Annotated in this window: 24 protein-coding genes and 4 pseudogenes; 11 read left to right on the forward strand and 17 right to left on the reverse strand. The window is 71.1% G+C overall.

Annotated elements, in window-relative coordinates; all coding sequences use genetic code 11:
* Nucleotides 1–552: pseudogene (locus ACZ6ZT_RS29955) on the reverse strand (hypothetical protein); the annotation flags it as partial.
* A gap of 312 nt (nt 553–864) precedes the next feature.
* Between ACZ6ZT_RS29955 and ACZ6ZT_RS29960 the strand changes: the two are divergent.
* Together ACZ6ZT_RS29960 and ACZ6ZT_RS29965 are read left to right on the forward strand one after the other, a co-directional pair.
* Nucleotides 865–1,461, forward strand: a complete 597-nt coding sequence (locus ACZ6ZT_RS29960) for a hypothetical protein (RefSeq protein ID WP_469723251.1) — start codon at nt 865–867, stop codon at nt 1,459–1,461.
* 622 nt (nt 1,462–2,083) lie between these two features.
* Nucleotides 2,084–2,308 carry an XRE family transcriptional regulator gene (locus ACZ6ZT_RS29965; protein ID WP_469723253.1) on the forward strand — a complete coding sequence of 75 codons (225 nt, stop codon included), beginning with the start codon at nt 2,084–2,086 and terminating at the stop codon, nt 2,306–2,308.
* Between the two features lie 467 nt (nt 2,309–2,775).
* Here the strand turns inward: ACZ6ZT_RS29965 and ACZ6ZT_RS29970 are convergent, their stop codons facing one another.
* The 4 genes and pseudogenes from ACZ6ZT_RS29970 to ACZ6ZT_RS29985 all read right to left on the reverse strand — a co-directional run.
* Entirely contained in the window at nt 2,776–3,105 is a 330-nt protein-coding gene (locus ACZ6ZT_RS29970; protein WP_469723254.1) for an STAS domain-containing protein, read from the reverse strand.
* Nucleotides 3,106–3,515: 410 nt separating this feature from the next.
* Entirely contained in the window at nt 3,516–4,178 is a 663-nt protein-coding gene (locus ACZ6ZT_RS29975; RefSeq protein ID WP_469723256.1) for a LysE family translocator, read from the reverse strand.
* An 85-nt stretch (nt 4,179–4,263) separates the two neighbouring features.
* Nucleotides 4,264–5,298 (reverse strand): annotated as a pseudogene (locus tag ACZ6ZT_RS29980) (diaminobutyrate--2-oxoglutarate transaminase); the annotation flags it as partial.
* 69 nt (nt 5,299–5,367) lie between these two features.
* A pseudogene (locus tag ACZ6ZT_RS29985) lies at nt 5,368–6,246 on the reverse strand (AMP-binding protein); the annotation flags it as partial.
* A 60-nt stretch (nt 6,247–6,306) separates the two neighbouring features.
* Between ACZ6ZT_RS29985 and ACZ6ZT_RS29990 the strand changes: the two are divergent.
* Both ACZ6ZT_RS29990 and ACZ6ZT_RS29995 read left to right on the forward strand, forming a co-directional pair.
* Nucleotides 6,307–7,605, forward strand: a complete 1,299-nt coding sequence (locus ACZ6ZT_RS29990) for an alpha/beta hydrolase (RefSeq protein WP_469723258.1) — start codon at nt 6,307–6,309, stop codon at nt 7,603–7,605.
* Between the two features lie 95 nt (nt 7,606–7,700).
* Nucleotides 7,701–8,210 carry a hypothetical protein gene (locus tag ACZ6ZT_RS29995; RefSeq protein WP_469723259.1) on the forward strand — a complete coding sequence of 170 codons (510 nt, stop codon included), beginning with the start codon at nt 7,701–7,703 and terminating at the stop codon, nt 8,208–8,210.
* Between the two features lie 183 nt (nt 8,211–8,393).
* Here ACZ6ZT_RS29995 and ACZ6ZT_RS30000 read toward each other — a convergent pair whose 3' ends face one another.
* From ACZ6ZT_RS30000 to ACZ6ZT_RS30040, 9 genes are all read right to left on the reverse strand, one after another.
* Nucleotides 8,394–9,224 carry a M23 family metallopeptidase gene (locus tag ACZ6ZT_RS30000; RefSeq protein WP_469723260.1) on the reverse strand — a complete coding sequence of 277 codons (831 nt, stop codon included), beginning with the start codon at nt 9,222–9,224 and terminating at the stop codon, nt 8,394–8,396.
* A complete protein-coding gene (locus ACZ6ZT_RS30005) occupies nt 9,221–10,708 on the reverse strand; it encodes a phytoene desaturase family protein (RefSeq protein ID WP_469723262.1) in 1,488 nt (495 codons plus the stop codon). The genes ACZ6ZT_RS30000 and ACZ6ZT_RS30005 overlap by 4 nt, the downstream gene beginning before the upstream one ends.
* Entirely contained in the window at nt 10,705–12,510 is a 1,806-nt protein-coding gene (locus ACZ6ZT_RS30010; protein WP_469723263.1) for an ABC transporter ATP-binding protein, read from the reverse strand. The genes ACZ6ZT_RS30005 and ACZ6ZT_RS30010 overlap by 4 nt, the downstream gene beginning before the upstream one ends.
* Entirely contained in the window at nt 12,507–12,683 is a 177-nt protein-coding gene (locus tag ACZ6ZT_RS30015; RefSeq protein WP_469723265.1) for a hypothetical protein, read from the reverse strand. The genes ACZ6ZT_RS30010 and ACZ6ZT_RS30015 overlap by 4 nt, the downstream gene beginning before the upstream one ends.
* Nucleotides 12,683–13,510 carry a class I SAM-dependent methyltransferase gene (locus tag ACZ6ZT_RS30020; RefSeq protein WP_469723266.1) on the reverse strand — a complete coding sequence of 276 codons (828 nt, stop codon included), beginning with the start codon at nt 13,508–13,510 and terminating at the stop codon, nt 12,683–12,685. The genes ACZ6ZT_RS30015 and ACZ6ZT_RS30020 overlap by 1 nt, the downstream gene beginning before the upstream one ends.
* A gap of 29 nt (nt 13,511–13,539) precedes the next feature.
* Nucleotides 13,540–14,121 (reverse strand): hypothetical protein, encoded by a 582-nt coding sequence (locus ACZ6ZT_RS30025; protein ID WP_469723267.1) that lies wholly within the window; start codon nt 14,119–14,121, stop codon nt 13,540–13,542.
* Between the two features lie 5 nt (nt 14,122–14,126).
* The gene (locus ACZ6ZT_RS30030; protein ID WP_469723268.1) at nt 14,127–16,046 is read right to left on the reverse strand and encodes an alpha/beta fold hydrolase; all 1,920 of its coding nucleotides are present in this window, start codon (nt 16,044–16,046) and stop codon (nt 14,127–14,129) included.
* Between the two features lie 133 nt (nt 16,047–16,179).
* The gene (locus tag ACZ6ZT_RS30035; protein WP_469723269.1) at nt 16,180–16,380 is read right to left on the reverse strand and encodes a hypothetical protein; all 201 of its coding nucleotides are present in this window, start codon (nt 16,378–16,380) and stop codon (nt 16,180–16,182) included.
* A 40-nt stretch (nt 16,381–16,420) separates the two neighbouring features.
* Nucleotides 16,421–16,615, reverse strand: coding sequence for a hypothetical protein (locus ACZ6ZT_RS30040; RefSeq protein WP_351819693.1), 195 nt, complete (start codon nt 16,613–16,615; stop codon nt 16,421–16,423).
* Between the two features lie 216 nt (nt 16,616–16,831).
* Here ACZ6ZT_RS30040 and ACZ6ZT_RS30045 point away from each other — a divergent pair, with 216 nt between their 5' ends.
* The 5 genes from ACZ6ZT_RS30045 (at nt 16,832) to ACZ6ZT_RS30065 (ending at nt 20,986) form a co-directional block, all read left to right on the forward strand.
* Nucleotides 16,832–17,299: an XRE family transcriptional regulator gene (locus ACZ6ZT_RS30045; RefSeq protein WP_469723270.1), complete on the forward strand. Its 468-nt coding sequence runs from the start codon at nt 16,832–16,834 to the stop codon at nt 17,297–17,299.
* Between the two features lie 269 nt (nt 17,300–17,568).
* The gene (locus ACZ6ZT_RS30050) at nt 17,569–18,135 is read left to right on the forward strand and encodes a hypothetical protein (protein ID WP_469723272.1); all 567 of its coding nucleotides are present in this window, start codon (nt 17,569–17,571) and stop codon (nt 18,133–18,135) included.
* Between the two features lie 205 nt (nt 18,136–18,340).
* Nucleotides 18,341–19,510, forward strand: coding sequence for an MAB_1171c family putative transporter (locus ACZ6ZT_RS30055; RefSeq protein WP_469723366.1), 1,170 nt, complete (start codon nt 18,341–18,343; stop codon nt 19,508–19,510).
* A gap of 219 nt (nt 19,511–19,729) precedes the next feature.
* Nucleotides 19,730–19,921, forward strand: coding sequence for an excalibur calcium-binding domain-containing protein (locus tag ACZ6ZT_RS30060; RefSeq protein WP_469723273.1), 192 nt, complete (start codon nt 19,730–19,732; stop codon nt 19,919–19,921).
* A 456-nt stretch (nt 19,922–20,377) separates the two neighbouring features.
* On the forward strand, nt 20,378–20,986 hold the full coding sequence (locus ACZ6ZT_RS30065; RefSeq protein ID WP_469723274.1) for an SMI1/KNR4 family protein: 609 nt from the start codon (nt 20,378–20,380) through the stop codon (nt 20,984–20,986).
* A 1,141-nt stretch (nt 20,987–22,127) separates the two neighbouring features.
* On the opposite strand, the gene ACZ6ZT_RS30070 is transcribed toward ACZ6ZT_RS30065, so the two are convergent.
* The gene (locus ACZ6ZT_RS30070; RefSeq protein ID WP_469723275.1) at nt 22,128–22,625 is read right to left on the reverse strand and encodes a transposase; all 498 of its coding nucleotides are present in this window, start codon (nt 22,623–22,625) and stop codon (nt 22,128–22,130) included.
* Nucleotides 22,626–22,689: 64 nt separating this feature from the next.
* The gene (locus ACZ6ZT_RS30075; RefSeq protein ID WP_469723276.1) at nt 22,690–23,193 is read right to left on the reverse strand and encodes a MarR family winged helix-turn-helix transcriptional regulator; all 504 of its coding nucleotides are present in this window, start codon (nt 23,191–23,193) and stop codon (nt 22,690–22,692) included.
* A gap of 598 nt (nt 23,194–23,791) precedes the next feature.
* On the opposite strand from ACZ6ZT_RS30075, the pseudogene ACZ6ZT_RS30080 reads away from it, so the two are divergent.
* Nucleotides 23,792–24,087, forward strand: a pseudogene (locus ACZ6ZT_RS30080) (integrase core domain-containing protein); the annotation flags it as partial.
* A gap of 86 nt (nt 24,088–24,173) precedes the next feature.
* Nucleotides 24,174–25,018 (forward strand): IS5 family transposase gene (locus ACZ6ZT_RS30085; RefSeq protein ID WP_469723278.1). Its coding sequence is split into 2 segments (ribosomal slippage): nt 24,174–24,504 and nt 24,504–25,018, totalling 846 coding nucleotides; the frame shifts between segments, so codons are not numbered across the junction.
* A 37-nt stretch (nt 25,019–25,055) separates the two neighbouring features.
* Here the strand turns inward: ACZ6ZT_RS30085 and ACZ6ZT_RS30090 are convergent.
* The gene (locus ACZ6ZT_RS30090) at nt 25,056–25,850 is read right to left on the reverse strand and encodes a response regulator transcription factor (RefSeq protein WP_469723280.1); all 795 of its coding nucleotides are present in this window, start codon (nt 25,848–25,850) and stop codon (nt 25,056–25,058) included.
* Nucleotides 25,851–26,031: the final 181 nt, after the last annotated feature.

Here is a 26,031-nt window from a genome sequence, read left to right on the forward strand (position 1 = left end):
CGCCCCAGGCGCACGACGTGATCCCAGTCCGTGGGCAGACGCCGAGGCGGACGGCGACCGTCCCGACCGGGGACACCCGCCCCAGGCGCACGACGTGATCCCAGTCCGTGGGCAGACGCCGAGGCGGACGGCGGCCTGGTACGGGCCCAGGGGCACATGTGTGTCCAAGAGTGCGGGCAGGTCCCGGCGGGGGGCCAGGGCGGCGACCCCGTCGGGGTGGACGTCGGGGAACTCGCTGTCCTCGCCGAGGCGGACCAGGAGGCCGGCCCGAGCCAGGTGGCCGACCTCGGCGGCGGTCACCCTCGGCCGGCGCGGCGGCAACACCCTGCCGAGGGCATCCGTGAGCCGGTCCGCCGCCGCCCCGGCACCCACCGGGCCGCGCAGCGCGGCGCGGACCGCTTCCGGGTCGGCGGCCTCCACCACCGCCCGCGACCACAGCCCCGGCCCCGCGTCGGCGGCCGGGACCAGACCGGAGCCCGCCGCCCACCGCCACGCCGCCACCGGCACCCGCAACCGGGCCGCCACCTGAACCTCGTCATAGCTCTCACGCACCGAACGCACCATGAAACGTCCTCCGATCACACAGGGTTCCGCGGGTGAGGCTGGGGACATGAGCAGCGCGCCGGTCACTGTGCACCGCCTGTCAGCCTCAGGGGATGATGGGTCAGTGTCCACCGGCGAGCGAGTGGCGACAGGACCCCCGCCCACCTGTGGGAACTTTCATCGGCCTGGTCAGTGGTGGCGCTCGCGCCTTGCTGTCGGCGGCCGTTTGGATCAGCTGGGATGGCGCTGTCGGGCCGGCGAGGTGACGGTGACAGGGTGCCCGGCAGGCCTGCCGGCACGTCCCCGTGCAAGGAGCCTGACATGTCCGAACGCAACACCGTCTTGCGCAGCCTTCACGACATCGGCCTGGCCGCCTGGTTTGGTGGGGCCCTGATGGGCGCGGTAGGCCTCAACGGCGCAGCGAAGGAGCAAGGCGAGACCTGGGAGGCGGGTGCCAGGATCGCCAGTGCGGGCTGGGCGAGGTGGACTCCCGTCTGCGCTGTTGCGATCGGCGCACACCTCGTTGGTTCCAGCGGCCTGCTCGGCGCGAACACCGCCCGTGTCGTCACCCAGCAGGGCGTCGCCGCTTCCACCCTCGCCAAGACGGTTCTGACCGGCGCCGCTCTCGCCGCGACCGCCTACACCCGGGTCCTCGGCAAGAAGATCGAACTCTGCGCCTCCGATGACCCGCAGGACACCGAGAAGTCCGAGCACCACCCGCTCGACACCGACCAGGCCGAACGCCACCTGTCCTACGCCCAATGGGCGGTACCGGCCTTGACCTGCGGCCTGATCGCCCTCAACGCCCTCCATGGCGAACAGCAACGCCCGGCCGAACAGTTCCACGGCATGTGGCAACGCGCCCGCGCGTTGGCGCCCAGCCTGCCCACCGACCACCGCTGGTATCCGGCTCACTGATCGGCTGCGGCCTCTGATGTGCTGGCCTTCCGTGGGCACTGAGCCACCATCGGGGTCAGCGACTCTCGCGGTGCCGGCCGCGCTGGGGCTCCTTAACAGTCAGAAGTCCGAGAGCCAGCCCGAGCGGGAGCAGGAACAGCAGCAGAAGAGTCATGCTGCCCGCATGCCCCCGACCGTGCGGGAGACTCCGCTCGGATTCGTCTGGCAGAAGGAGTCGATGACCGCATGGCCACGTCGGCCGGACAGGTCGATCGGGTCGTAAGTGTGGGTACGGCCTGCTGGGATATCGGGCAGACGAGGCAACGGTCAAGGGGTGCCTTCGGCGGCCCCTGGGCTCCCGCGGCTGGGTCCGCGCCGTGGTCTGCTGGCTGGTCCTGCTGCTGGTGGCGTTCTTTCCGCCTCGCGCTGATGCCCTGGGCCGCGGCTCCTGGCGGTGAGCATTGACCAGACCGTGTTCAGCCTGCACAGCTTCTACCGGCGGCGGCTGGCCGGAGTCTTCGCCCGGCGGCGGGCAGTGCTCCCGGGACGGTCCGGTCCTGCGGCGCTGCAACCCACGCGGTCGGGGTGTCCTCGGATACGGCACGGCATGAGGGCCACGGGCCGGCCGGGGCACGAGCGGGAAATGGCAGACTTGTCGCCCGTCCTCGAAGCAGCCATGCGCCGTCGGCACCTCAGTGTGCAGGCGCTGGCGGACCGCACCGCGCACATCAGAGTCTTCGTCCAGGGCGGCACCGTAGGCCCCACCCGCCCCACCGAGCAAGAGCTTCGCGAAATCGCCCGCGCCCTTGATCTTCCTCTCACCAAGGTCCTACCCGACGCCGCCCTCGCCGGCGTGCCCGGCGCGTGATGCCAGACCCGGTGGTACCGACCACCGCCCTCCTCGCGCTGGCCTTGCCCGGAGCACTCCTTGTCGGCGGTCTCGCCCTCGGCCGGTACGAGGAACTCCTCCTGATCCTGCGGACCGCTGACTGCACCGGCGGCCCTGCGGCCCAAGCGCGACTGCCCCGAATGTCTCAGCCCCGTCCCCGCCCAGGCCCGCCGCTGCGCCTCCTGCACCGTCCCCCTGCCCCACATGCCCGCCCAGTCCGGAGCCACCGGAGCCGACACACAGCGTGTCGGCTGACACGGAGCAGACGCTGGGCGCGATGCCACGCCTCATCCGGCCCCGGTCCCGGGCCCTATGCCCGGCACCGGCAAGACCCCCTTCGAGCTGCTCAGCGAGCCACGGGTACGGAGACCCCCACACCACCCCGGGCGCCTGCCGCGAGCCAGAGGCGCCTGAGGCAGCGGACGGGTTCTCCCAGAGGGCCGGCATCAGAGGAGGCGTGCCGCGACGACGTTCTCGGCGATCGGGAACAGGTGGATCGCCTGTGTGAGGTCCAGGAGGCGCTCAAGCCGGCGGGGCAGGGGGCCGACCAGGACCAGGCGGTCCGAGCGCAGCAGGCGCAGCATCAGGTTGAGCATGGAGGAGTCGGCGAAGGTGACCTGGCCGACGTCCAGGACGACACGGCGGATATCCGGGTCGGTGACGGCCGCGATGCCGGCCGCGGCGAGCGGGTTGAGGGTGTCCTGGTCGAACTCGCCCGTACACGTGATGACCAGCACGCCGTCCTCATCCGGCCCAACGGTGACCCGCTGCTGCATCCGCGCACTCCCCACATCGAGTCTGCGGGCATTGTGGGCAGGGACGGACGAGTGGGGCAAGCAGGCCCCGCTGCGCGCAGGCGGCGGTAGTGACCGGCGTCCCACCGTATCGGGCCACGGGCCCGGCGGAAACGGCAAGAGCGGCAGACCGCTCCACGCCCGGCTGTGCCGGCGGCATCCCGGGGCCGTGATGTCCGGCGTGCGAGGACGCGCGGCCTCCCCGGCACAGGGCCGGTGCGCACGGCGACGGGGTGCGGCGCGGGCGGACAGTAGCTGCCGGCCTCCTCGGCGACGGCGCCCGCGGCCGCCAAGCCGCGGGTCCGCAGCTGGAAAGCGGGGCCGGTGGCTTTGTTCACGTTCAGCAGCAGCGTTTGTCGATGGGTTTCGGAACTCGTCGACAAACGCTGGGGTCAGGCGGTTGCGGCGACACCGATGCCGATGGCGATGAAGAGCCAGCCGGTGGTGAGTTCCCAGCGGTGGCGGAAGGCGGGGCGGGCGAGGAGTGCCCGCAAGCGGGCGGCGAGGGCGACCAGGGCGAACCAGTAGGCGATGCCGATGACGACGTCCAGGGTGCCGAGGAAGAAGATCTGACGGGTCATGGATCCCCCGCCGTGGACGAACTGCGGCAGGATGCTGATGAAGAACAGGGCCGCCTTGGGATTGAGCACGTTGGTGAAGAAGCCCTGGCTGAAGCCGGCCCGTCGGCGGCCCCGGGCGGGTCCCGGCTCCGCCGGGTCCCCGGGCGCGGGGGCGGCGTCCGCCTGCCGCCCGGCGGTCCGCTCGCGGGCGGACCGCCGGGCGGCCAGGACGGCCCTGACCCCGAGGTAGACGAGGTAGGCCGCGCCGAGGAACTTGACGGCGTCGTAGACCACCGGGGAACGGGCGGCGATCAGGGAGAGCCCGGTGGCGGCGGCGAGCATGTGCACGCACAACCCCGCCTGGGCGCCGAGCGCCGCGGCACGGCCCTTGGCCGGGTGCTCGGTCGCCGACCGGAGCACCACGAGGAAGTCGGGTCCGGGCACGAGGTACGCGAGCAGCACCACGCCGAGGAATCCCAAGAGGTCGACCGACATCCGTTCTCCGTTCGTCGGCCCGGCGGCCGGTGTGCCGCCGGGCGGTCCCCGCTTCCTGCTCCCTGGTCCCCCGCGGCTGCGGGAGTCAGGCCACGAGGGTCCGTATGCCCACCACCGTGGCGACGGCTCCGTCGAGGACGGCCAGGCCCCGTTCCAGTTGTCCGTGCGTCACCGTCAACGGCGGCAGGAGCTTGGCGACGTCGTCCTGCGGTCCGGCCGTCTCCAGCAAAAGGCCGTCGCGGAAGGCGGCGTCACACACCTCGCGGGCCGCTCCCGGCCTGTCGAAGGGCAGTCCCCAGGCCAGGCCGCGCCCGCGCGGTGCGCCCAGCCCGTACCGGCGGGCGGTCCGCGTGAGGGCACGCTCCACCTGGCGGCCCAGCGCGGTGGTCCTGGCTTCCAGCGTGCTGTCGGACCAGTACAGTTCCAGCGCCCGGGCGGCGGTGACGAAGGCCGGGTTGTAGCCGCGGAAGGTGCCGTTGTGCTCGCCGGGCTTCCACACGTCGTACTCGGGCCGGATCAGGGTCAGGGCCATGGGCATCCCGTAGCCGCTGATGGACTTGGACAGGCAGACGATGTCGGGGACGATGCCGGCCGGCTCGAAGGAGAAGAAGGGTCCCGTGCGCCCGCAACCCATCTGGATGTCGTCCACCACCAGGAGCGTGCCGTGCTCCCGGGCCCAGCCGGCCAGGGTGCGCAGCCAGGCCGGTCGGGCCGGGTTGACGCCGCCCTCGCCCTGTACGGTCTCCACGACGACGGCGGCGAGCGGCCTGCCGGCGGAGGCGGTGTCCAGCGCCCGGGTGAGCCGGGCCGCCGCCTGTGCGTCGCCGTCGGCGGGGTCGTCGAAGGGCACGGAGACGGTGTGCGGCAGCGGTACCCCCGCTCCGGCGCGTTTCGCCGGGTTGGCGGTGACCGCCAGGGCCCCGAGCGTCATGCCGTGGAAGCCGCGTTCGAAGTAGGCGACGGTGTGCCGTCCGGTGACCTTCCGGGCGAGCTTGAGTGCGGCCTCGACCGCGTTGGTGCCGCCGGGTCCGGGGAACTGGACGCGGTAGTCCAGACCTCGCGGGGTGAGGACCAGGTCCCGCAGCCGCGTCAGGAAGAGCCGTTTGGCCGCGGTGTGCATGACACGGCTTTCCCCGCCGCAGGCCCCGACCGGAAAGGAACCCGGTGACGTCCGCGCCACGAACCCGGCCGGGTCCATCAGTTCGTCGCGGGTGGGCACGACGAGGGCCGCGCCGGTGCTCCAGGCCACGAACATGTCGAAGACGGACGGGTCGAAGGTGAGGTCGAAGGTCTGGGACAGCCGGCTGTCCGGGCCGGCGCCGGTGCGCTCGACGGCGTGGTCCAGGTAGGCGTCGGTGTTGGTGTGGCGGATCACGACCCCTTTGGGCCGCCCGGTGGAGCCGGAGGTGAACAGGATGTACGCGGTGTCCTGCGGTCCGGGGACGGGGACGCCGCTCAGGCCGGGGCCGTCGGCGCGGTCGGTGAGCGCGACCGGGACGAGCGACGCGGCTTGGCCCGCCGCCCGGGCGTCGCAGGCCGCGTCGGCCAGGACGACCGCCGCCTCCGCCTGCCGTACGACGGCCTCGTTGCGGCCGGGCGGTGCGGCCGGGTTGAGCGGCACCACCGCGGCCCCCAGTCGCTGCAGCGCCAGGTAGGCGGCGTACGTCACGGGGGTCCGCTCCGCCAGCAGGGCGGCTCGGCGGGGCGGTGGCGTGCCGGAGCAGAGCCGGGCGGCCAGGGCCTCGGCGTGGGTGCGCAACTGGGCGTAGGACAGGGTGGTGCCCGCGGCGGTGAGGGCCGGGCGGTCGGGGTGGCGCTCCGTCGTGCGGGCGAAGCGGTCCCACAGGGTGAGGGCGGGTACGGACACGTCAGCCTCCTTGCCGTACGGGGGAACGGTCGGCGGTCGGCCGGTCGGCGGGGGTGCCGTAGCCGTGGGCCGCGTGCACCGGTGAGGCGGCTTCCTCCCGTTCTGCGAGCGCCGTGAACGCCGCATGCTCCGGTTCGCCGCGAACTCCGCTCGCCGCGGCCGTCCCCGGCCGTCGCTGGTCGACAGCGCCCGAATCCGCATGCCGCCGTCGCGCAGGAGATCGCCAACCGCATAGTCGGCGCGGTATCGGCCGCACAGGAGGTGGACTCGCGGTTCGTCCGGGCTCTGAACCGTCTGAAGGCTCCGGATGGCCTGGAGGTCACGGACGCGACCTGGGCCGACGTGGCCGGGGACGCCGAGGTGGTCCGTGAGGAGGCCCGGGATTATCTGCGCGACACGATTCCCGAGAAGAAGTCGCCGGCGGAGCGCGGGGCCTGGTGGAAGGAGCTGTCACCCGATCACCGCGCCGAGCTCCTGGCCGTCTATCCGGATGTGCTCGGAAACCTCGACGGCATCCCGTCCGCGGTGCGCGATGACGCCAACCGCGACAATCTGCAGCTGCTCATCGGCAAGCTGTCCGGACAGGACGACGAGAAGTCACGGACTCAGCTGGCGGGAATGCGCTCCATCGACAGCCAGCTGTGGAACCAGAAGCCGGGCGAGCCCCCGATGTATCTGCTTGGTATCGGTGACCAGGGTGGCGGGCGCGCCATCGTGGCCTTCGGCAACCCCGACACGTCTCGCAACGTGTCCGCGTACGTCCCCGGTCTGGGCACGGCACTGGACGCGGACTTCGCCCGCAACGACGTCCAGCGGGCCCGTGACACGGCCCTTGGAGCACGAAGATACGATCCGAGTTCGGCTGCCATCGTCTGGCTCGGCTATGACGCACCACAGCTGCCCGCGGACCACGTGGTAAACAACCTCGACGTCATGTCCGAGGACCGAGCCCGCAGGGGTGCGCCCGACTACAACCGGTTCATGGCCGGCATCAGCGCCACCAACGAAAACCCCGACCCTCACATTGTTGCGCTCGGGCACTCCTACGGGTCACTGACCGTCGGCCAGGCGGCGCAGCTGGACGGTGGGATTCCGGGGGTCGATGACATCATCCTGGTCGGGAGTCCGGGCACCGGCGCGCACCACGCCGATCAGCTCAACGTGGGGAAGGACCACGTGTTCGTGGGCGCGTCCGACCACGACCCCGTGAGCATGCTCCCGAACAAGTCCGAATCCGGCAGCATGCTGAACGGTGCGGCCGCGGGCCTGGGAGCGGCGGGACTGCCCGGCGCCATCGCGGGCGGAGCCGTCGGATACCTCATTGGTGACGTGGTCAGCGACGAGAACGAAATCTACTTCGGTACGGACCCGGCCAGCAAAGACTTCGGCGCCCATCGTTTCCTGGTGACCGACGGGCCCAAGCCGTTCATCGAGGGAAGCGGCCCCTTCGATGCCCACTCGAACTACTTCAACCCGCTGAAGGACCAGGACTCCGCGTCCAACATCGCCCGGATCATCGCCGGCCAGTCCGGAGCGATCAGCACGGAGGAGCCTCGATGAGACAGCACCGACTCGCCGCCGTCCCGCTCATGCTGACGGTCCTCGCCGCAGCGTGCAGCGGCCCGGATACGACAGCCACGAAGGGGAACGCAGGCATGAACATGCAACAGGGTGCCGACCGGGCCGACGCGATGCTCCAGGAGACGCTCGCCGCAGTACGGCCCGAGCTGCGATGGAACCACGGCCCCTCCTCTGACGCCGGGTGCACGAACCCAACGGGCGGCTCTACAGGCACCGGCGCCGCCAAACGCTCCGTCCTTATCCTGACCATTGTCTCCGAACAGCGTCGCGGCGCTCTCCTCGGAGTCATCGAACGCGAATGGAAAAGCCGCGGCTACAAGGTCACCTCGGTGAACAAGAACCCCGTTTTTCCCGCGATGCGCGCCAGCACACCGGACGGCTACAGCCTGTCCGTCGAGGTCGCCGCCGAAGGCCAGTTCTTCCTCGACGTCGCCACCCCCTGCCTGACCGATTCGCCCGTACAGGCCCCCACCGCCGAACCCAACACCCCGACGCGCACCACCCCGTACCCACAGCGCCCAGACGTGAGGGACGACTTCTGGAGCGCGAGCACCCCCGTTCCGTCGGGCAGCCCTACCTCCTGAGGACCCGCCCGGCCGCACCCCGTAGCAGTCAGCTCGTCGGACCGCGGACTTGAACCGGACCACCTGGCCGGCTGCATCCTCCGCCAGCTCCTCGAGAGGGCTGGGAGGTCGACCCGGAGGATCTGGCCCACATCTCGTCGTACCAGTCACGGTGACTTGCCGGGGATGGGGGCGTTGGTTCGGTCATGTGGGGGTCCGTTCGGAGGGTGGCGGGCCGGCGGTGAAGAAGGTGGTGTCGGCCGGGACGCCGGTGTGCTGGGTGCCGTCGTCGTGCCGGTAGGTCCAGGTGAAGGGGATGCCCCGGGCGGTGGCCGGGTCGGGGCCGTCCATCAGCTGGAAGTGCAGGTGCGGTTCGGAGGAGTTCCCCGAGTTGCCGCAGTCGGCCAGATGGTCCCCCGCCCGTACGCGGTCGCCCACGGCAACCCGGAGGGATCCCCGGCGCAGGTGGGCGAAGCCCGCCACCACACCGTCGCCCACGTCCAGCAGGACGTAGTTGCCCCAGACGTGGCACGGCCAGCCCAGGCCCCGGACGAAGCCCTCCAGGTACATGAACGCGAAGGCGGGCAGCGACCAGCGGGAGAGGTGGTCCCGCATCCGGCCGGCCGTGGCCACCACCACGCCGTCCGCGGGGGCCAGGACCGGACGGCCGAAGGACGGGTGCCGTTCCGGGCGCCGGCCGGGCGGCCAGAGGTTGCGGAAGGGCGGCGGCTCCGGGGCGTCGCCCGCGTACTTGAGGTCGATGGCGTAGGTCTGGGCGTGGCTGTGGGTGTGGCTGGGCACCTTGGTCGCGGGTCCGTTGAGGGCCACCCAGCGGCCCTCGACCGGGACCCGCAGCGCCACCGGCGGGCGCTCGCCGCGGGGGCGCTGCCGGCGGGTCAGGGACCATCGCATCGCACCGCCCACGGCCAGCAGGACCACGCCGAGGGTCCACAAGCGGTTCACCCCGCCGTTGTTCAGCAGGACGCACAGGGTGCCCGCGCCGAAGACCAGGCCGTGCCGCTTCCAGACGATCACGCGGGCTCCGGGGACGGGGACGGGGACGGGGAAGGGGAAGGAGACAGGCCGGGGGCCTCGCGCATGCCGTGGTGGCGGCGGAGTGCGGCCAGCGCCGCCAGGTACCCGCACATGCCGTGCACCGAGGGCCCCGGGGGCGTGGCCGCCGAGCACAGGTACACCCCGGCCAGCGGGGTGGCGTACGGGTCGAGGCGCGGGGTGGGCCGGGCCAGCGACTGGCGGAGCGTGAGGGCGCCCGCCGCGATGTCCCCGCCGACGTAGTTCGGGTTGTACGCCTCGAAGGCGGCCGCGGACCGGCCCCGCGCGGCGATCACCGTGTCGCCGAAGCCGGGCGCGTACTCCTCGATGCGCCGCCGTACGAGGTCCACCGGGTCACGGGTGTCACCGTTGGGCACGTGCGCGTACGCCCAGACCGGGCGTCGGCCGCGGACCTCCCGCGAGGGGTCGGTCACCGCCGGGTCCACCACGAGGACGAACGGGGCGCTGCCCGGGTTCCCGGCGGCCACCGCCCGCTCCTGGCGGGCGATGGCGGCCGCGTCTCCGCCCAGGTGCACCGTCCCGGCGCGCCCCGAGAGCGGGTCGGCCCACGGGACGGGCCCGTCGACCAGTAAGTCGGCCTTCGCCGCGCCGGGCCCGTACCGGTAGCGGGCCAGTGCCCGCCGGTAGCCGGACGGCAGCCGGCCCCCCGCCAGGGACAGGAAGCCCCTCGGCCCCACGTCCAGGAGGACCAGCGGTACGTCGCCCAGCTCGGCCAGGTCCCGTACGCGGTGGCCGGTGCGGAACTCGCCGCCGTGCGCGGTGATGTCCTCGGCCAGCGCCGCCGCGATCCGGCCGCTGCCGCCCTCGGGCAGGGGCCAGCCCGTGCTGTGCGCGGTGTGCCCGAGGAGCATCGCCACCGCTGCGGCAGGGAGCGAGGGCAGGGGCCCGACCGCGTGCGCCGCCACCCCGGTGAGCAGCGCCCGCGCGTCGGGAGTGCGCAGCGGACCGCGCGGCAGCGCGTGCGCCAGCACGCGCGTCGCCAGCCGCAGGGCCGCGACCGGATCGGACGGGAGGCTCCGCAGGTCGGACAGCAGCAGTTCGACCACGGCCTGGGACCGCCGCACCAGGGGTCCCATCAGACGGGACCAGCGCGGCCCGTCGGCGCCGAGCTCCGCCGCGGTCCGGTCGAGGCAGCGCCAGGCCGCCACCGCCCGGCCGGCGCCCAGCGGATGCGCGTACGGCATCTCCGGCTGGAGCAGCGGCACTCCCCGGCCCGGCAGGTCGAAGGCCCGGAAGAAGGGGGAGGCGGCGGCCATCGGGTGGACGGCGGAGCAGATGTCGTGCCGGACGTCGCTGTCGAAGAGCGCTTCGGTGCGCAGGCCGCCGCCGATGCTCTCCGCCTGCTCGTACAGGACCACGCGGAGCCCCGCCCGGGCCAGGGTGACGGCCGCGGCGAGCCCGTTGGGGCCGGTCCCCACGACGGCCGCGTCAGCCCCGGCGCTCATGACGCGGCTCCCGCGGCCGGGGCCAGCTGGCGTCCGGCCAGTCGGCGGTAGGTCGCGTCCCGGTCCATCAGTTCGGCGTGCGAGCCGTGCGCGCGCAGTCTGCCGTCCTCGATGACCAGGATCCGGTCGGCGTCGATGGTGGTGGTGAGCCGGTGCGCGATGGTGAGCACCTGGCAGCGGGAGCCGATGTCGGCGATGGCCCGGCGCAGGGCCTCCTCGGAGTCGGAGTCCAGGTGCGAGGTGGCCTCGTCGAGGAGGAGCACGTCGGGCCGGGTCAGCAGGGCACGGGCGATGGCCAGGCGCTGGCGCTGGCCGCCGGAGAGACCGGTGCCGGCCTCGCCGAGCCGGGTGTCCAGGCCCGCCGGCAGTGCGGCGATGACCTCGGTGAGGTGGGCTGCCGAGACGGCCTCGGCGATCTCCGCCTCGCCGGCGTCGGGCTGTGCGTAGGTGAGGTTCTCCCGGACGGTGCCGCGCATCAGCGGGGCTTCCTGTTCGACCAGGCCGATCCGGGAGCGCAGTTCGTCCAGCGGCAGGGCGGCGGTGTCGGTGCCGGCGAGGCGGATGATGCCGCGGTCGGGGGTGTGGAAGCGCTCGATGAGCTGGAACAGGGTGGTCTTGCCGGCCCCGGAGGGGCCGACGAGGGCCGTTACTCCGGTGCGGGGCAGGGTGAAGGAGATCCCGTCGAGGGTGGGGCCCTGCGCTCCCGCGTGCGCGAAGACGACGTCCGCGAACTCGACGGCGGGCGGCTCCGGAGCACCTGCGGCGACGGCCCCTGAGGTGACGGCCCCCGAGGTGACCCCGGCCGTGGCCGCGTCCTGGGGCGGGGCCGTGGGGCCGTCCCCGTACCCGTGCCCGTACGCGCCGTCGGTCTCGGTCTCGATCTCCGCGAGCTCCTTGACGCGGTCGATGGCCGCCCGTCCCTGCTGGAGCTCGCCCAGCGACAGGAACAGCATCACCAACGGGCTGACCAGGTAGAAGAGGTACATGATGAAGGCCGTGAGGTCCTCGATCGGCAGCGCACCGGTCGCCGTCCGGGCCATGCCCCACGCGATCACCACCGCCAGCGAGACCTGGGTGCCGACGTTCATCGCCGGCATGAGCAGCGCGGACAGCCGGGTGACCCGGATCCCGCTGACCCGGGCCGCGTCGGCGAGTTCCCCGATGTGCCGGGCCTCGCGCCGCTCCGCCCGGGACGCCTTCACCGTGGTGAGCGCGCCCAGTACCCGCAACAGCCCGGAGCCGAAGGCACTGGTGTCCGTACGGTTGACCACCGCGGCCGTGCGTACGGCCCGGGCCAGGCCCAGCGCGACCGCCGAGGCCGCGCCCAGGCAGCCCGCCGTCACCAGCAGCAGCCGCCAGTCGATCCAGGCCATGACGGCGACGCAGCCGATGGTGCTCAGCGCGGAGGTGATGAGCTGCGAGACGGAGGAGGACAGCGCCACCCGCGCCAGTGAGGTGTCCGCGACGGTACGGGTGAACACGTCCCCGTGTTCCAGCTGGTTGAAGGCCCTGATCCGGGAGTGCAGCAGACGGCCCGTCAGGGTGGTGCGCATGTCCAGGACGATGTTCTCGCCGGCCCGCCCGATCAGGTAGAAGTGCGCGGCCGCGAACACCGCGTCGAGCAGGAACAGCCCGGCGATCAGCAGGATCGGCCAGGTCATGGACCGGTCCAGGGCGACCGCTTCGATCAGGTCGCCGATCAGCAGCGGCTGCAGCAGGGTGGCGGCGGTGCCGCCGAGGCCCAGCAGGACCCCGGCGCCCAGCAGCAGGCGGTGCCGGCGGACGAGCGCGCCGATGTTCACGGCCGTGTCCTGCCCGCCGCGATGGCCGCGACCACGGCCACGGCCGTGCCGATGATCAGGCCCTTGGCCCATGACTGGCCGGTGAACTGCCCGTCCTCGCGGAACATCACCGCCATCACGGGTACGGCCACGGCGAACGAGAAGAGGAACCAGAGGGTGCGCGTCGTGTTCATCACTGTTCCTTCTCCGGGAGTACGTAGGTGGTGAGGAACAGCGGATACCGTTCCGAGTACGGCGAGAGGTCCCAGTCCGCGTACCGGCCCTCCGGGACCAGCCCGGCGGCCCGTGCGTACGCGTCGGTCTCGTCGGGGGTGGTCAGCCGGGACAGCTCGGTGCCGACGCGGGTGGTGCCGTCGGACTCGTACCAGACGTGCGAGCACTGCCACAGTTCGGAGCCGGGCGGCAGCGTGGAGTGGGTCTGCAGACCGGTGCCCGGCTCGGGGTAGGGCGTGAAGAGGGTCGTGCGTGAGCGTCCCTCGTGCATCGCCTCGACCGCGGGCCGGTTGCCGGTCTCGATCACCAGTCGCCCGCCGGGCGCCAGCAGGGCGGCCGCCCGGTGGACCATGGCCTGCTGTTCCTCGGGGGTGAGCAGCATGGAGAGGATCCCGCACACGGCGTACACCAGCCCGTACCGCCGCTCGTCGGTGTACGTGCGTACGTCCCCGAGGACACCGGTGACCAGCTCCGAACCCGGTTCCGCGGCCAGCAGGGCCAGCATCTCGGGAGAGGAGTCGACGCCTCTGACCGGGCCGGAGCGCCGTGAGAGGGGGACGGCGATCCGGCCCGTGCCGACTCCGAGTTCGAGGGTGCCGGAGCCGGGAGCGGGGTGCAGCGAGGCGAGGGCAGTGGCGACCGCCGCGGCGCTCGCGTCCTTGGGGAAGACGCGGTCGTACCAGGACGAGAACTGCGTTCCGTATCCGATGTCCGGGACTGCGGTGTCGTCGGCCGTGGTGTCGTCGGCCGCGGTGTCTTCGACCGTGTCGTGGGTGGTGCCGGCCATGTGCGGGGCCTCTTCCTTGCCGTGGGGGATCAGGCGGTGACGAGGTGGCCGCCGACCGGCGGCCGCTTCATCGGGGTGTACGGGGACACGAACAGCGGCTCCGGTTCCTCGGAGGTGTCGTGCCCGGCCGCCCGTACGACGGCGAACTGGAAGCCGCGTACGGCGTCCTCGCCGTGCCGCTCCCGGATGGTCTTGCGGATGAACTCGACCAGCACCTGGTAGGCCGAGTTGGTCTGGGCGGCCGCGGCGCCGCCCTTGGCGGCCAGCTGGAGGATGGAGGTGCAGATGTCGAAGACCGCCTTCTCCGGCCGCCGGGTGGCGAACCAGAACGCCTGGTGCAGCCGGCGGCTCTCGATCATCTCGATCTCGTGCCATTCGCTCGTCGCGCCGCCCGGCTCCAGCGTTCGGTACACGTAGTGGAAGTCGTGCACCGCCGGATTCGGAGCGAAGAACTTCCAGTTGGGGACGAGGGAGAAGACGTCCTTCGTACGGGATCTGTCGAACGCCGGGTGCGGGTGCTGGGCGGCCACCGTGGCCACCAGCATCCCGGCGCCCAGCACCCGCGCCCAGGCGCCCTCGCCGGTGAACGCCGACTTCAGGATTACGGTCACCGTCCTCACCGCTCCGCCCCTTCCCGCCGCTGCTGTCGTGCCTGTTCTTCCTGGGCCGCCCTGGACTCTTCCTGGGCCGCCCCGTACGTACGCACACCGCCGAGGAATTCGGCGATCAGCTCGGCCGCCCGGTGCGCGTGCGGGGCGTTGGTCAGCAGGGAGTCGTGGTCCGAGCCCTCCACGACCTTGATCCCGCCGTGCTCGCCGTGGCTTCGATGGGCGTGGGCCAGCTCGTTGTAGAGCAGCAGCTGTTCCGGGTCCTGGTCCACGGTCTGCTGGGCGGCGATGATCAGGCCGGGGGCGGTGATCGCATCGATCCGTCCGTCGAAGGCCCGGAACTCCTTCTCCACGGCCGCCCATTCGCGCTTGCCCGCCCGCCACAGCCGGGCGTCGGTGTACTGGGCGAACACCCGCTCGCGGTAGGCCTTGGGCAGCCGGTCGAGCCAGTCGGGCCGGCTCATCAGGACGCCGGTGCCCAGCCGCAGGTACAGCGCGGCGTGCGCGATGGTGTCGCGCAGGTCCTTGGCGCCCGCGCTCTGGCGTTCCGAGCGCTGGAGCTCCGCCGGGTGCGCCGGGTCGAGGTAGACCAGCCCCGCCACCCGGTCGCCGAGCCGGGCCGCGGCCCGCCGGATCAGTTCGCCGCCCAGGGAGTGCCCGACGAGCACCACCTGACGGTTCGCCGGGACCACGCCGCGGACCAGGTCCTCCAGGTCGTCCACGGATTCGGCGAGTTCGTACGGGGCGGTGGTGCGGCGCAGGCTGCCGCCGTAGCCGGCCCGGGCGTAGGACACCACGGCGTGCTCGGTCTCGTTGACGAAGCGTTCGGTGATCCAGGAGAAGTGCTCGGAGGTCGAGGCCAGGCCGGCGCAGAAGACCAGGACGGGCTCCTCGGAGAACTCCGCCCCACCGGTCTCGTACATCAGCTCGTTGCCGTGCCGGGTGACGAACTTCCGTGAGGTGGGCCAGCCCTCCAGTACGGTGCCGCGGCGCTGGACGGCGATGGCCGCGCTCAGGGCGACCCCGGCCGCGAGCAGTACGGCGGCCGCCTTCACCGCCCGGTCGTCGCGCCCGGCCACGGCGGGGTGCGAAGCGGGTGTGGTGGTGTAGGCGACCATGGGGTGCAGCGAGGGGAAGGCCGTCATGAACCGGCCGAGTCCCATGACGAAGCCGTTGGCGATGTGGAAGCCGGCGGCCGAGGCCAGGAAGGGGCGGGTGAGCCGCCCGCCGGCCAGGTAGACCAGCGGGAAGAGGCACTCCATCGCCAGCACGCCGTGCTGGAGGTACTTGGAGCTCTTCGGGTAGCGCTGGGTCAGCCGGTACACGCCCTCGGAGCCGTAGGTCCGGGTGCGCATCACGCCGGGCAGTGCGGAGGCGTCCCGCCACCGCTCGCCGATCAGCTTGACCCAGCCGGACGCCGCGTAGGAGAGGTTGGCCTGGAGGGCGACATACCAGAGGAAGGCGTCCTGGGTACGGGTGCTGGTGGAGAGCCGGGCCAGGCCTGTGGCGCCCTGCACGAGGGTGGCCACCTGGTCGGATCCGTCGGTGCCGTAGCGGTGACGGGCGGAGAGCAGGCAGGTGGTGGCGCCGAGGAACAGGCTGCCGGCGCCGCGCCAGCGGCTGTTGCCGGGCAGCAGCAGGCCGGCGCTGACCGCCGCGCGCGACGCGTGTAGGGCGAGGGTCACGTGCTTTTCGGCCACGGCTCCGCTGACGCGCCGGATGAAGAAGTTCTTCGATTCCGGCGATTTCTTCATGATGTCCCAGTCGTTCAGGCCGCCGGGATCGAGCTGCTTGCGCTGGTGCAGGTATTCCAGGGAAGAGGAAAGGGTGGTGAGGGCGGAGAGCCGCTCCGAAATTCCCAGGGCCCGGTCCCGTGAGACCGGGACGGGGGAGAAGACCGCCGAGGCGAGTTTCCCTAAGTACCGCAAAGACGTTCCTACCTCTCGGCTCGTCAGTGGCTGCGCTGCTTGGCTAGCATGGGCGGGCTGTCGGGCCGCGATTGGCGCGCGGCCCGACAGCCCGTTCCGGCCGGCCGTCCGGAAGCGGACTCCGCGGGGCGGGTCAGCCCTTGGCGGCGGCCCGTCCGGCCTCGTACGCGCCGACCGCGGCGGCGCCGGCCGCCAGGCCGCCGGCCGCGTAGGGGCAGACCACGAGGACGGCCGGGGTGAAGGCCACCGGCATCATCCGGCTGGTGCGCTCGCCGGTGTCCTCCGAGAGGGTCGCGTCGGCGATCACGCGGACGCTTTCGGTGATTCGGTTCACTTGCTGGACCTCCCTGGGTCGGGATGCGGAATGGGCGGGGTCAGTTCACGACGCGGCCGGCGACATAGGCGCCGACCGGAACGGTGAAGGCGACGACCGCCGCGGTGATCTTGACGGAGGCGGGCACCGCGACGACCGCCGGGGTGGCCATGACGGGGGTGCCGTCACGGTTGACCACGGATTCGGTGATGGGGCCCATCTGCTGCTCGTTCATGAAGGCCGCGATCTTGGCCATGGGGGCATTTCCTTTCGGTTGGTCGTACCGGGACTGCGCCTGGGAAACCTCGCTCGCTCATCAACTGGTGTGGAGCGCCGGTTATCCAAATCGAACACCAGTTGACGTCGTGATGCTAGGCCGATTCCGATCCATGCGTCAACTGATATGGCTGGCCGATAGGCGATGCTTGTTACACCAGTGTGGTGATAGGGTGCGCCCGAGGATGGAGGCACCATGGCCGAACAGAGTGCCGAACCGACTGCCGAACAGAGTGAAGCGCCGCCGAGGTCGCTGGCGGACAAGCTGAACCACCTGTTCGCTCACGTGGTCCCGGCCGGGCGAGGGCCCTATAGCGTCGAGGACGTGGCGCGGGCCATCACGGCCGACGGCATCCCCATCTCCGGCAGCTATATCTGGTTGCTGCGCAAGGGGCAGCGCGACAATCCGACCCTCCGTCACCTCGAAGGTCTCGCCAAGTTCTTCGGCGTCCCGGCCGCGTACTTCTTCGACGACGAGGTGGCCGAGAGCATCGGCGCCGAACTCGCCCTGCTCATGGCGCTGCGGGACGCCCAGGTCCGGCGGGTGGCGCTGCGTACCGCCGGGCTCTCCGAGAAGAGCCTGCGTTCCATCAACGACGTGATCGAGCGGGTCCGTGAACTGGAGGGCCTCCCCGAAGCCCCGTTGGACGGCCCGGCTTCCTGAGGGGCGCCGCCTCCTGGAGGGCGCGCGGGCTCGTGGAGGGGCCGCCGTCTCGTGGACGGCCCGCCGCCCGAGGGCGCTGCGGATCGGCGTGAGTCTGCCCTGAGCTGCGGTTCTCCTTCCGGGGCGGATGCCCGTAAATGCCGAACTGGCGTGAATTAGCCTGGACGGGGCGGGATCGTTGTGTTGGGATCCGTATGTCGAGCTCATCGGGGGAGTCTTCACGTGAACCATGCCCAGTCGCCGGCCACGGCCGTCGGCCGGTGAATGTCGTGCGCCGGCTCATCGGGGCCCGCGGGCTCGGGAAGACCCCTCTGGAGCGACGGTGTGAGGAGCGGTTCCGTGAACTCGCCCTGCCCCCGCGCCGCAAGATGACCATCGAGGAAGTCTGCGAACACGTCGGCGCCCGGCGCGGGCGCCCCCTGCTGGTGCTCCCGACGGCCCTTCCCGCCGACAGCCCGCACGGCCTGTGGGTGGCGACGGACCGCAACGACTACGTGTTCCTGGAGGAGCGGCTCGCCCCCATCCACCAACACCAGGTGGTGCTGCATGAAATCGGGCACCTCGTGTTCGACCACGACACCTCACCGGTGCTGGCCGCCGAGGTGTCCCGACTGTTGCTCCCGTCCCTCGACCCCGGGCTGGTACGGCGCGTCCTGGGGCGCGGACACACCGACTCCGAGGCCGAGGTCGAGGCCGAGCTGGTCGGCTCGCTGATCGGTCGCCGGCTCAGCGGCTGGACGGTCCACCGCGACCGGCCCGTACCGCCCGAGGCCCACGAGCTCGTCGCGCGGCTCGCCCTGCTCGAACCGCCGGGACGGATCGAGACCGACGGCTGAGGGGTGGAGGGAGGGCCGGGGGCTGGGGGGCTGGGGGCTTCGGCTGGTGCCGGGGGGCTGGGGCGGCCGGAGCGCTGAGCGGCCGGGACGAGCGAAGACCACCGGAAGCCACCGGAGACCGGCGAAGGCAGATCCGGCGAACACCGTCCGGAGAAGACCGTCCGGAGAAGACCAAGGAGCGGACATCAACGACATCCTCTACCCCCTGTGCGCCGCTCTCGCCTCCGTCGCCCTGCTCTACAAGGCGCGGGTGCTACGCACGGACCGCTCGGTGGCCCAGCTCGCCCTGATCGGCAGCTTCTTCTTCCTGGTCATGATCTTCACCGTCTCCACCCCGGCCGTCTGGGTCTGGCTCAGCCGGGCCGTCGGCATCGAGAACTTCTCCGGCCTGCTCTCCCAGAGCTCGGTGATCGCCCTGAGCGTCTGCCAGCAACTGGTGCTCCTCAGCCTCACCCTGTCGCCCGGAGCCGCGCGCCGTGCGGCCGTGCCCAGGATCGTCCTGCTGGGCGTGGTGCTGGGCGCCATGGTGTTGCTGTTCTTCGAAGCGGCCGCGCACGGCGAGTCCCCCGACGACTTTGCCGTCGTACGGGCCCACTACACACCGGCCTATCTGGTCGTCTACCTCGCTGCCTTCACCTTCACCCAGATCGGTGTCGGCGTCATGGGCTGGCGTTACTCCCGGCTCGCCCCGTCGCCGTGGCTCCGTCGTGGACTGCGGCTGGTCGCCCTCTCGCTGCCGTTCTCGCTCTGCTACTCGGTGTGCCGGGCCGCAGGCGTCGTCGCCGCACAGTTCGGCGGCACCGGCCACGCATGGGAACCGGTCGCCCAGATCGGGGTGGCCCTGGCGGTGTGCACCCAGACCATCGGCTGGATCCTGCCGGACTGGGGCCCCCACCTGACCGCCGTCGCCGACCGGATCCGCTACCGGAGGGCGCACCGGAACCTGATGCCGCTGCACCGCACGCTGACCGAGCAGGTGCCCGGCCCGGTGATCCCGATGGGGCGCGGCACGGACCTTCGCACCCGGCTCTACCGCACGCTCATCGAGATCCGCGACGCCCAGTGGGAGCTGCGCACCTGGATGGACGAGGACATCGCAGGGGCGGCCCGCCGGGAGGCCGACCGGGCCGGCTTCAGCGGGGAGCAGGCGGCCGCCGTAGTCGAGGCCGCCCAGCTGCAGGCCGCCCTCGCGGCCAAGGCCCGGGACGAACCGCCCGCCCGGCCGGCCGCCACACCGCTGGCCGCCTGTCCCCCGGAGCTGGCGGCCGAACTGCTCCACCAGCAGCGCGTGGCCCGCGCACTCGGCTCGCGGGTGGTCGACCGGGCCTTGACCGGCCGCGCGGCGGATGCGGCGGAGCCCCGTCAGCGGGCCTGACCGGGCTTCGGCGGGGCCGCCGTCCAGCGCCGGACCGATGGATGTCGTCCACGGGTCTACCAGCCGGCCCCCGGGCCCGCCGCCTACGCCCGGGCGACGGCCACGACCGCTGCGGCCGTTATGAACGCCCCCACGGCGTAGAACGGCCTCGGTACTGGTGAGCTCTCGTATTCAACTGTCACCAGTTCTTCGTGAAGCCCAGCCTGCTGGCGACCGTGTGTGGTCTCCAGCGGCGTATCGGCTCCACGTCCCGCCGGTGTCGTTGAGCAGGCGGGTGGTGGTCTTGTTGCGGTAGCCGAGAGCGTCCGCGACGACGGGGTCAGAGCGGCAGGATCGGCCCCGATCCATCGCGGAGACCCCGGATACGGGCGCCACCTCGACCGCGACGGTGACGGCGTCGCCTGCGAATAGGACACCACCTGCCACAGACGCGCCAGCACCCCTGGGTGTCTAGGGTGCCTCCATGGCCAAGCTCAAACCGCACGAAGTGCCCCCGCCGTACAGGCGGTTCGCCGGTGTATGCCTTGTCTGTGACATGGGCCTGCAATGGGAGGCGCACAGCCGCACGACGGTCGTTGATCGTGACGGCAACTCACTGTGCGAGGACGCGTACACGGGACGGCATGTCCTGATATCTGCGCGCTGGGGCCGCAATAGAAACTGACGGCCTGCTCGCGGCCTTGATCGGCGTCAGCGGTGCCGAAGCACCTCCACTCACGGCGAGCACGCACCCCGAGGCGAAAACCGCGGCTGCCGCACCGTCTCCATGCCATGACAACGAGGACCCCTGCCAACCGTCGACGGGAAGGGTGCTCGATGCTGGCACGACCGACTCCCGGCAAGCGTCTTCGAGGGACACGAGCGACCATGACCGATTACCTGCAGGCCGTCTTCGCCATGCTCGGCCCCGGAGAGAAGCGCTACGCCGACCCTGTGGCCTGGCTCCGCCTGGAGGAGGAGCTCGGCAGGACGTTTCCCGGGGACTACAAACAGATCGTCGACGCCTATGCGCCAGTGCAGATGAACGGACACCTCACCCTGTCCCACCCCGCGTCAAGCTGGCGGAACCTGGGCGAGGAGATCCGCTCGGCATCAGAAGTCTGGGCCGATGGCACATGGGAGTCCTACATCACTGGGCCGGACGATGATCCTCGCGTCTTCTGCCGGCTCCCCCAACTCAGCTTCGGAACCACCGAAGGTCTCATACCGATCGCCGCCACCGATCAAGGAGCTGCGGTGTTCGTAGCCTCGTCGGTCCACGGGTTCTCCGACGGTGTGGTGGTACAAGGGACAGAGGGCGACTGGGTCGGACACCCCATGACCTTCGCCGAGTGGCTGTACCGGTACCTCATCGGCGAGGAGATGGCCGGCTGGGACAGCACAGCCTTCTACCCCGGCCCCGTGTGGCTGGAGTACCCCCCTGCAGGCCCAGGCCAACCCATGCGCGAGGCATACGGCCCAGACCGCGGAATGTGACTCCCACACCAACTGAGACGACCTATTATCCGAGGCGAAGTGGGCTCGCTCTGATCGAGCCGGTGATCACGGCGTCGCAGGACCGGCACCGTTCGGCCAGGGGCCATCAGGGCGCGACGTACGCAGCCCGGCGGGATGACGGAACGGACCAGGTCATCCACGAGCTCCTGCGCTGCCAGGTAGCAGAGGCCACTCGTTCGGTTCGCCGACGGCGCCCAGTCGACTTCTCGACCATGACCATTAGTACTCCAGTGCGGTTTTGTGATCTATCCAGCAGGACCGTCGTCGGTAGTGGCTGTGTCGGGCTGTTGCCTGTTGGCGTCTGCGCCAGATTGCCCAGTGCCGCAGACTGGCAGAAGTCAGGGTCGGTGGGCCGAAGACGGCGGTAAGGCAAGTGACGGATCTCGGACGGTCAAGGAGATCGGTTCGCTGTTGTGAGCTGGGCGGTGCGGATCGTTGGGCCGCTTCGGTGCGGCGACGGCGGCGACGGCGGCGACGGCGGCGGCGACGGCGACGGCGACGGCGGCCAGGAGACCAGAGCGAGCATGGCCAGCGTTATGTGCCGGTGCCATGAAGTCCAATGCCTGACCTGGTAGTGGTCGAGTCCGACTTGGCTGTTCGCAGCCTGGAAGCACTCCTCGACGCCCCACCGGACACCGGCCACGCGTACCAGCTCCGGAAGGGTCGCCGTGGCGGGTGACCAGCACAGGTAGAAGGCCAGTTCACCACTGGTGCGGTTGCGGCGGATGAGCAGGTGGTGGTGTTCGGCGGCGCCGATGTGGATCCAGGCCCAGTCGTAGTGGCGAGGGCTCCTCGCGCCGGGGCCCGCACTCTGCCGCTGCCAGGCGGTGGCGGCAGGCGATCGGCGATGTCCGCGCGGACGGGGGTTCGACCCTCGTTCATTACACCTGCCGTTGAGCAGGCGACGGCCATCACGTAGCCGGTCCCGCGTGTCTCCAGACCGGCACGGAGCTGTGGGTCCTGCCCGTAGGCTTCGTCGCCGGTCACCCACCGTGCCTCCTCTCCGGCGTCCAGCGCGGCGGTGATCATCTACCAGGCCAGACGGGGCTTGGTCGCGAACCGCACCGCCCCGGGTATCCCGGCTGCCTGGCGGCGTTCGGGATCGGTGCACCAGGAGTGCTCAGGCAGAAGAGTAGAGCCGGCGGTCGATCAGTGCCCGTCCCCGACTGGTGGCGTAGGCGAGGAAGACGCCGACCTGAGAGTTCTCGATGCGCCCGGCGGTGCCGGTGTACTGCCGCTGGACGCCTGTTGAGCCCCCGCCCATCTTCAGAAAGCCGGTCTCGTCCACGATCAGCACGCCGTCGTCGTCGCCGAGGTGTTCGACGGCGTGGATGCGGATGTCGTCGCGGACGGCGTCGGCGTCCCGCGGGCGTAGCGCAGCAGCCGCTGCATCGGCCCTGGCCGGACGTGACCAGCCTGTTCGGCCAACTGCCCCCCAGCAGTTCTTCCGCTCTGCTTGCGACAGCAGCCCGAGCAGATGGGCACGGATACTCGCCTTCGGCTCGACTCGACCGAAGCGGGCCGCGATCTGGGCCACGACCTGGTCGGACATCATCCGCCAGCGGGCAGGATCTACGCTATGGCCCGCGGCCACCGAACGATCTTCGTTTGTCCACACACCAACCGATGATCACGCGGTGCCCCCCGGCTCCACCCGGGTCCGTCACAAAATCGCGAAAACATCAGAACGGACTACCAGGAGCCCCGTCGCCCTCGACATTGGCCACCATCCTGCGCAGCACCTTGAGCGTGGCTACATACTCCTCGTCGCTGATGCCCTGGTGGACCACGGCACGCACCTCGGTCGCCAGCTCACGGAGCCGTACTCTGGCGGCTTCCCCAGCATCCGTGAGGTGCAGACGCTGCCTGTCGTCGATCCGGAGCCATTCCCGATGGAGCAACTGGTCAACGACCCTGGCGATCTCGTGCGGCCCGTCGGCAAGGCGCGTCAGCTGCGCGACGACCTCCACTCGGCTCGGCGCCGGGGGACCGCCGTTCACGCGGTTGAGCACCCAGTACTGCGGCTGAGTGACGTCGATCCGGGCCATGGCGTCACGTAGATGCCGGGTGACGGCCGTTTGGGTCAGGCCGCACCAGTACCCGACCGGCTGAGTGGCCAGCATGTCATCGGTGGCGGCCGGGTTCGCCGGCGCCTGGTCGGTGGTGGATCCAGTCAGTAATTCCATGATCGCGACGCTACATCCCTCCGGCGCGCCGAACATCAGAATGCGACACTTACCGCAACTCGCCCCGGGTGCGCGTCGGAACCGCCGGCCACCATACTCTTAGGGTCCGTCGCAGCCCGCGCCGTCATGCCGAAGCCCACCGCGGCCTGTGCCGACGATGGCTCGCATACGCAACCAACGAGTGCATCACGAGACCGCACCGGAGTATTAGGTCGACGACCGTGGCGGAGGCGGGCGGGGCCTCTTCGGATGGTGCTGGCGGAGTGCCGGTTCGGTCTCGGCCGCGATGACGTCTTCCAGGGCGGCCCGGTAGTCGTCGCGCATCTCCTCCAGGCCTGTCCCGGCAGGGTCTCGGCGGTACTGCCCAGTTACCGTGGGCCGGGCTGATCGACATGCCGGTGCCGGCGAAGCCATAGGAACCCTGATGTGGCTCGGTGCGGGGCAGGTGCCAGAACAGGCCGCGGGCGGGGACGAGATCGCCGGCGTGGGCTGTTCACGATGAGCCTGACCTGAGCCAATGCAATGCCTTGAAGATCGCTTCCCCGTTCGTGAGCGATCGTTTCCCGGCGGGTGGGGTCAGTCCCACCAGAATTCCCAGGAGTGGGTGAAGACCGACAACGCCTGGGCCTACACCAAGAACACCTGGCGCCAGGCCTGCCGTGACCTGGACATCAGCCCACGCTGGACCCGGCCCTGGCGGCCTCAGACGAACGGCAAAGTCGAACGCCTCCACCGCACCCTGCTCGAAGAATGGGCCTACCACCGGCCCTACACCTCAGACCACGAACGTCAGATCGCTTTCACTGGATCGACTGGTACAACTACCACCGACCCCACACCGGAATCAGCGGCAAAACACCCGCCAGCCGCGTCACCAACCTGTCCGAACAACACATGGAACCTGGTCACGAAGGTTGGCACCAGCACTGCGGGCGCCGACTGGGCCGTTTCGTTCAGATCATCGGATCGTTGGCTGATGTGTGTCGTTGACTGACGCCCCGTGGGCCCGCATTGAGCCGTTGCTGCCGGACCGGACTCCCCGGCGGGGTGGGCGGTGGCGTGATCACCGGCAGGTGATCGACGCGATCGCGTTCAAGTACCGCACCGGAACACCACGGATGGACCTGCCCGAGCACTTCGGGTCGTGGAAGGGCGCCCACAACCGGCTGCGGAAGTGGGCGGCCGACGGCACCTGGGAGAAGGTCTTCACCGCCCTGCTCGCGCAGGCCGACGCCGAGGGCGACCTCGACTGGGTCGTCGCGGGCGGCTCCACGAACGTGCGGGCTCATCAGCACGCCGCTGGGGCCCGTCAAAGGGGGCTGCGGCCGGCGAGCCGGCCGACCATGCCCTCGGCCGCTCCCGCGGCGGACTGACCACGAAGATCCACCTCGCTGCGGACAGCCGCTGCAGGCCGCTGGCCTTCGTCCTCACACCTGGCCAGGCGGGTGACGCACCAGCGTTCCCCCCGGTCATGACCCGCTTACGGGTGCCCCGGCACAACGGCCGTCCCAGGATCACGCCGGACGTGGTCCTGGCCGACAAGGCCTACTCGTCCCGGGCGATCCACCGCCACCAGCGTCGGCGTGGGATCCGGGCCGTGATCCCGCAACCCGCCGACCAGGCCGCCAACCGCAATCGACTTGGCCGGCGCGGCGGGCGCCCGCCGGCCTTCGACCGCGAGGCCTACAAGCAGCGCAACACCGTCGAACGCCGCATCAACAAGCTCAAGCAATGGCGCGGCCTGGCGACCCGCTACGACAAGACCGCCACCATCTACCTTGCCGGACTCCACCTCGCCGCCATCTTGATCTGGTCAGCAAGATGATCCGAAGGAAACGGCCTGGGCCCCGGGGCGGGGGCCGTTAGGGGTGGCCCAGGCGGAAGCCCACGCCGCGGACCGTGATGATCCAGTTGCTTGAGCCGAGCTTGCCGCGCAGGCTGCTGACGTGGGTGTTGATGGTGCGCCCCGGGTCGGACCAGGAGTCGTCCCACACCTGTGCCATCAACTGCTTGCGGGAGACCACGGCCCCCGCCTCCGAGGCGAGCAGGTGGAGCAGGTCGAACTCCTTCCGGGTCACCTCGACATGGCGGCCGTCCATCCGGACCTCGCGGGTGCTCGCGTCGATCTGCAGCGGGCCGCGGCTGATGACGCGGGCGGCGGACGGCTGCGGCGGACGTACCCGTCGCATGACGGCGTCCATGCGCGCCAGGAGCTCGCGGAACCCGTACGGCTTGACCAGGTAGTCGTCCGCGCCGGCCTGCAGGCCCAGTACGCAGTCGAGTTCGGTGCCGCGGGCGGTGACGGCGATGACCGGGGTGTTGCTGACCGCCCGGATGGCGTGGCAGACCTCGAGGCCGTCCAGGTCCGGCAGGTCCAGGTCCAGCAGGATCAGGTCGGCGCCCTGGTGCACCTGCAGGGCCTTGGCGCCAGTGGCCACGCTTTCGGCCACGTAGCCGTGCCGGCGCAGTCCCTGGACCAGGGAGTCGGCGGCGCGCGACTCGTTCTCGATGACGAGGACGTGCAGCGCCTGCCGGCTCCTGGTGGTTCCCGGGGCGTCGGCCCCGGGCAGGCGGCGCTGTTCCCGGAGGACCGGGGTGTGCTCGGGGCGGAGCCGCCTGGTGCGGGATTCGAGTAGATCCGTGGTCTGCCGGTACATCTGATCCTCCTGAGGCACTGTCACGTTGCCGGGTACGGGTGAGATGCCGGGTACGGGTGGGGCGCCGCCGCGGGCGGGCTGACGATCAAACGTTCCATCGGGCTCCTTGGCCTTCCTTTCCCAAGCTCCTGACCCCCCGCTCACGTTGGGAACCAGCCACCGACGAAAGTACAGTATCAAA

It is taken from the genome of Streptomyces sp. NPDC102258 (assembly GCF_055584685.1).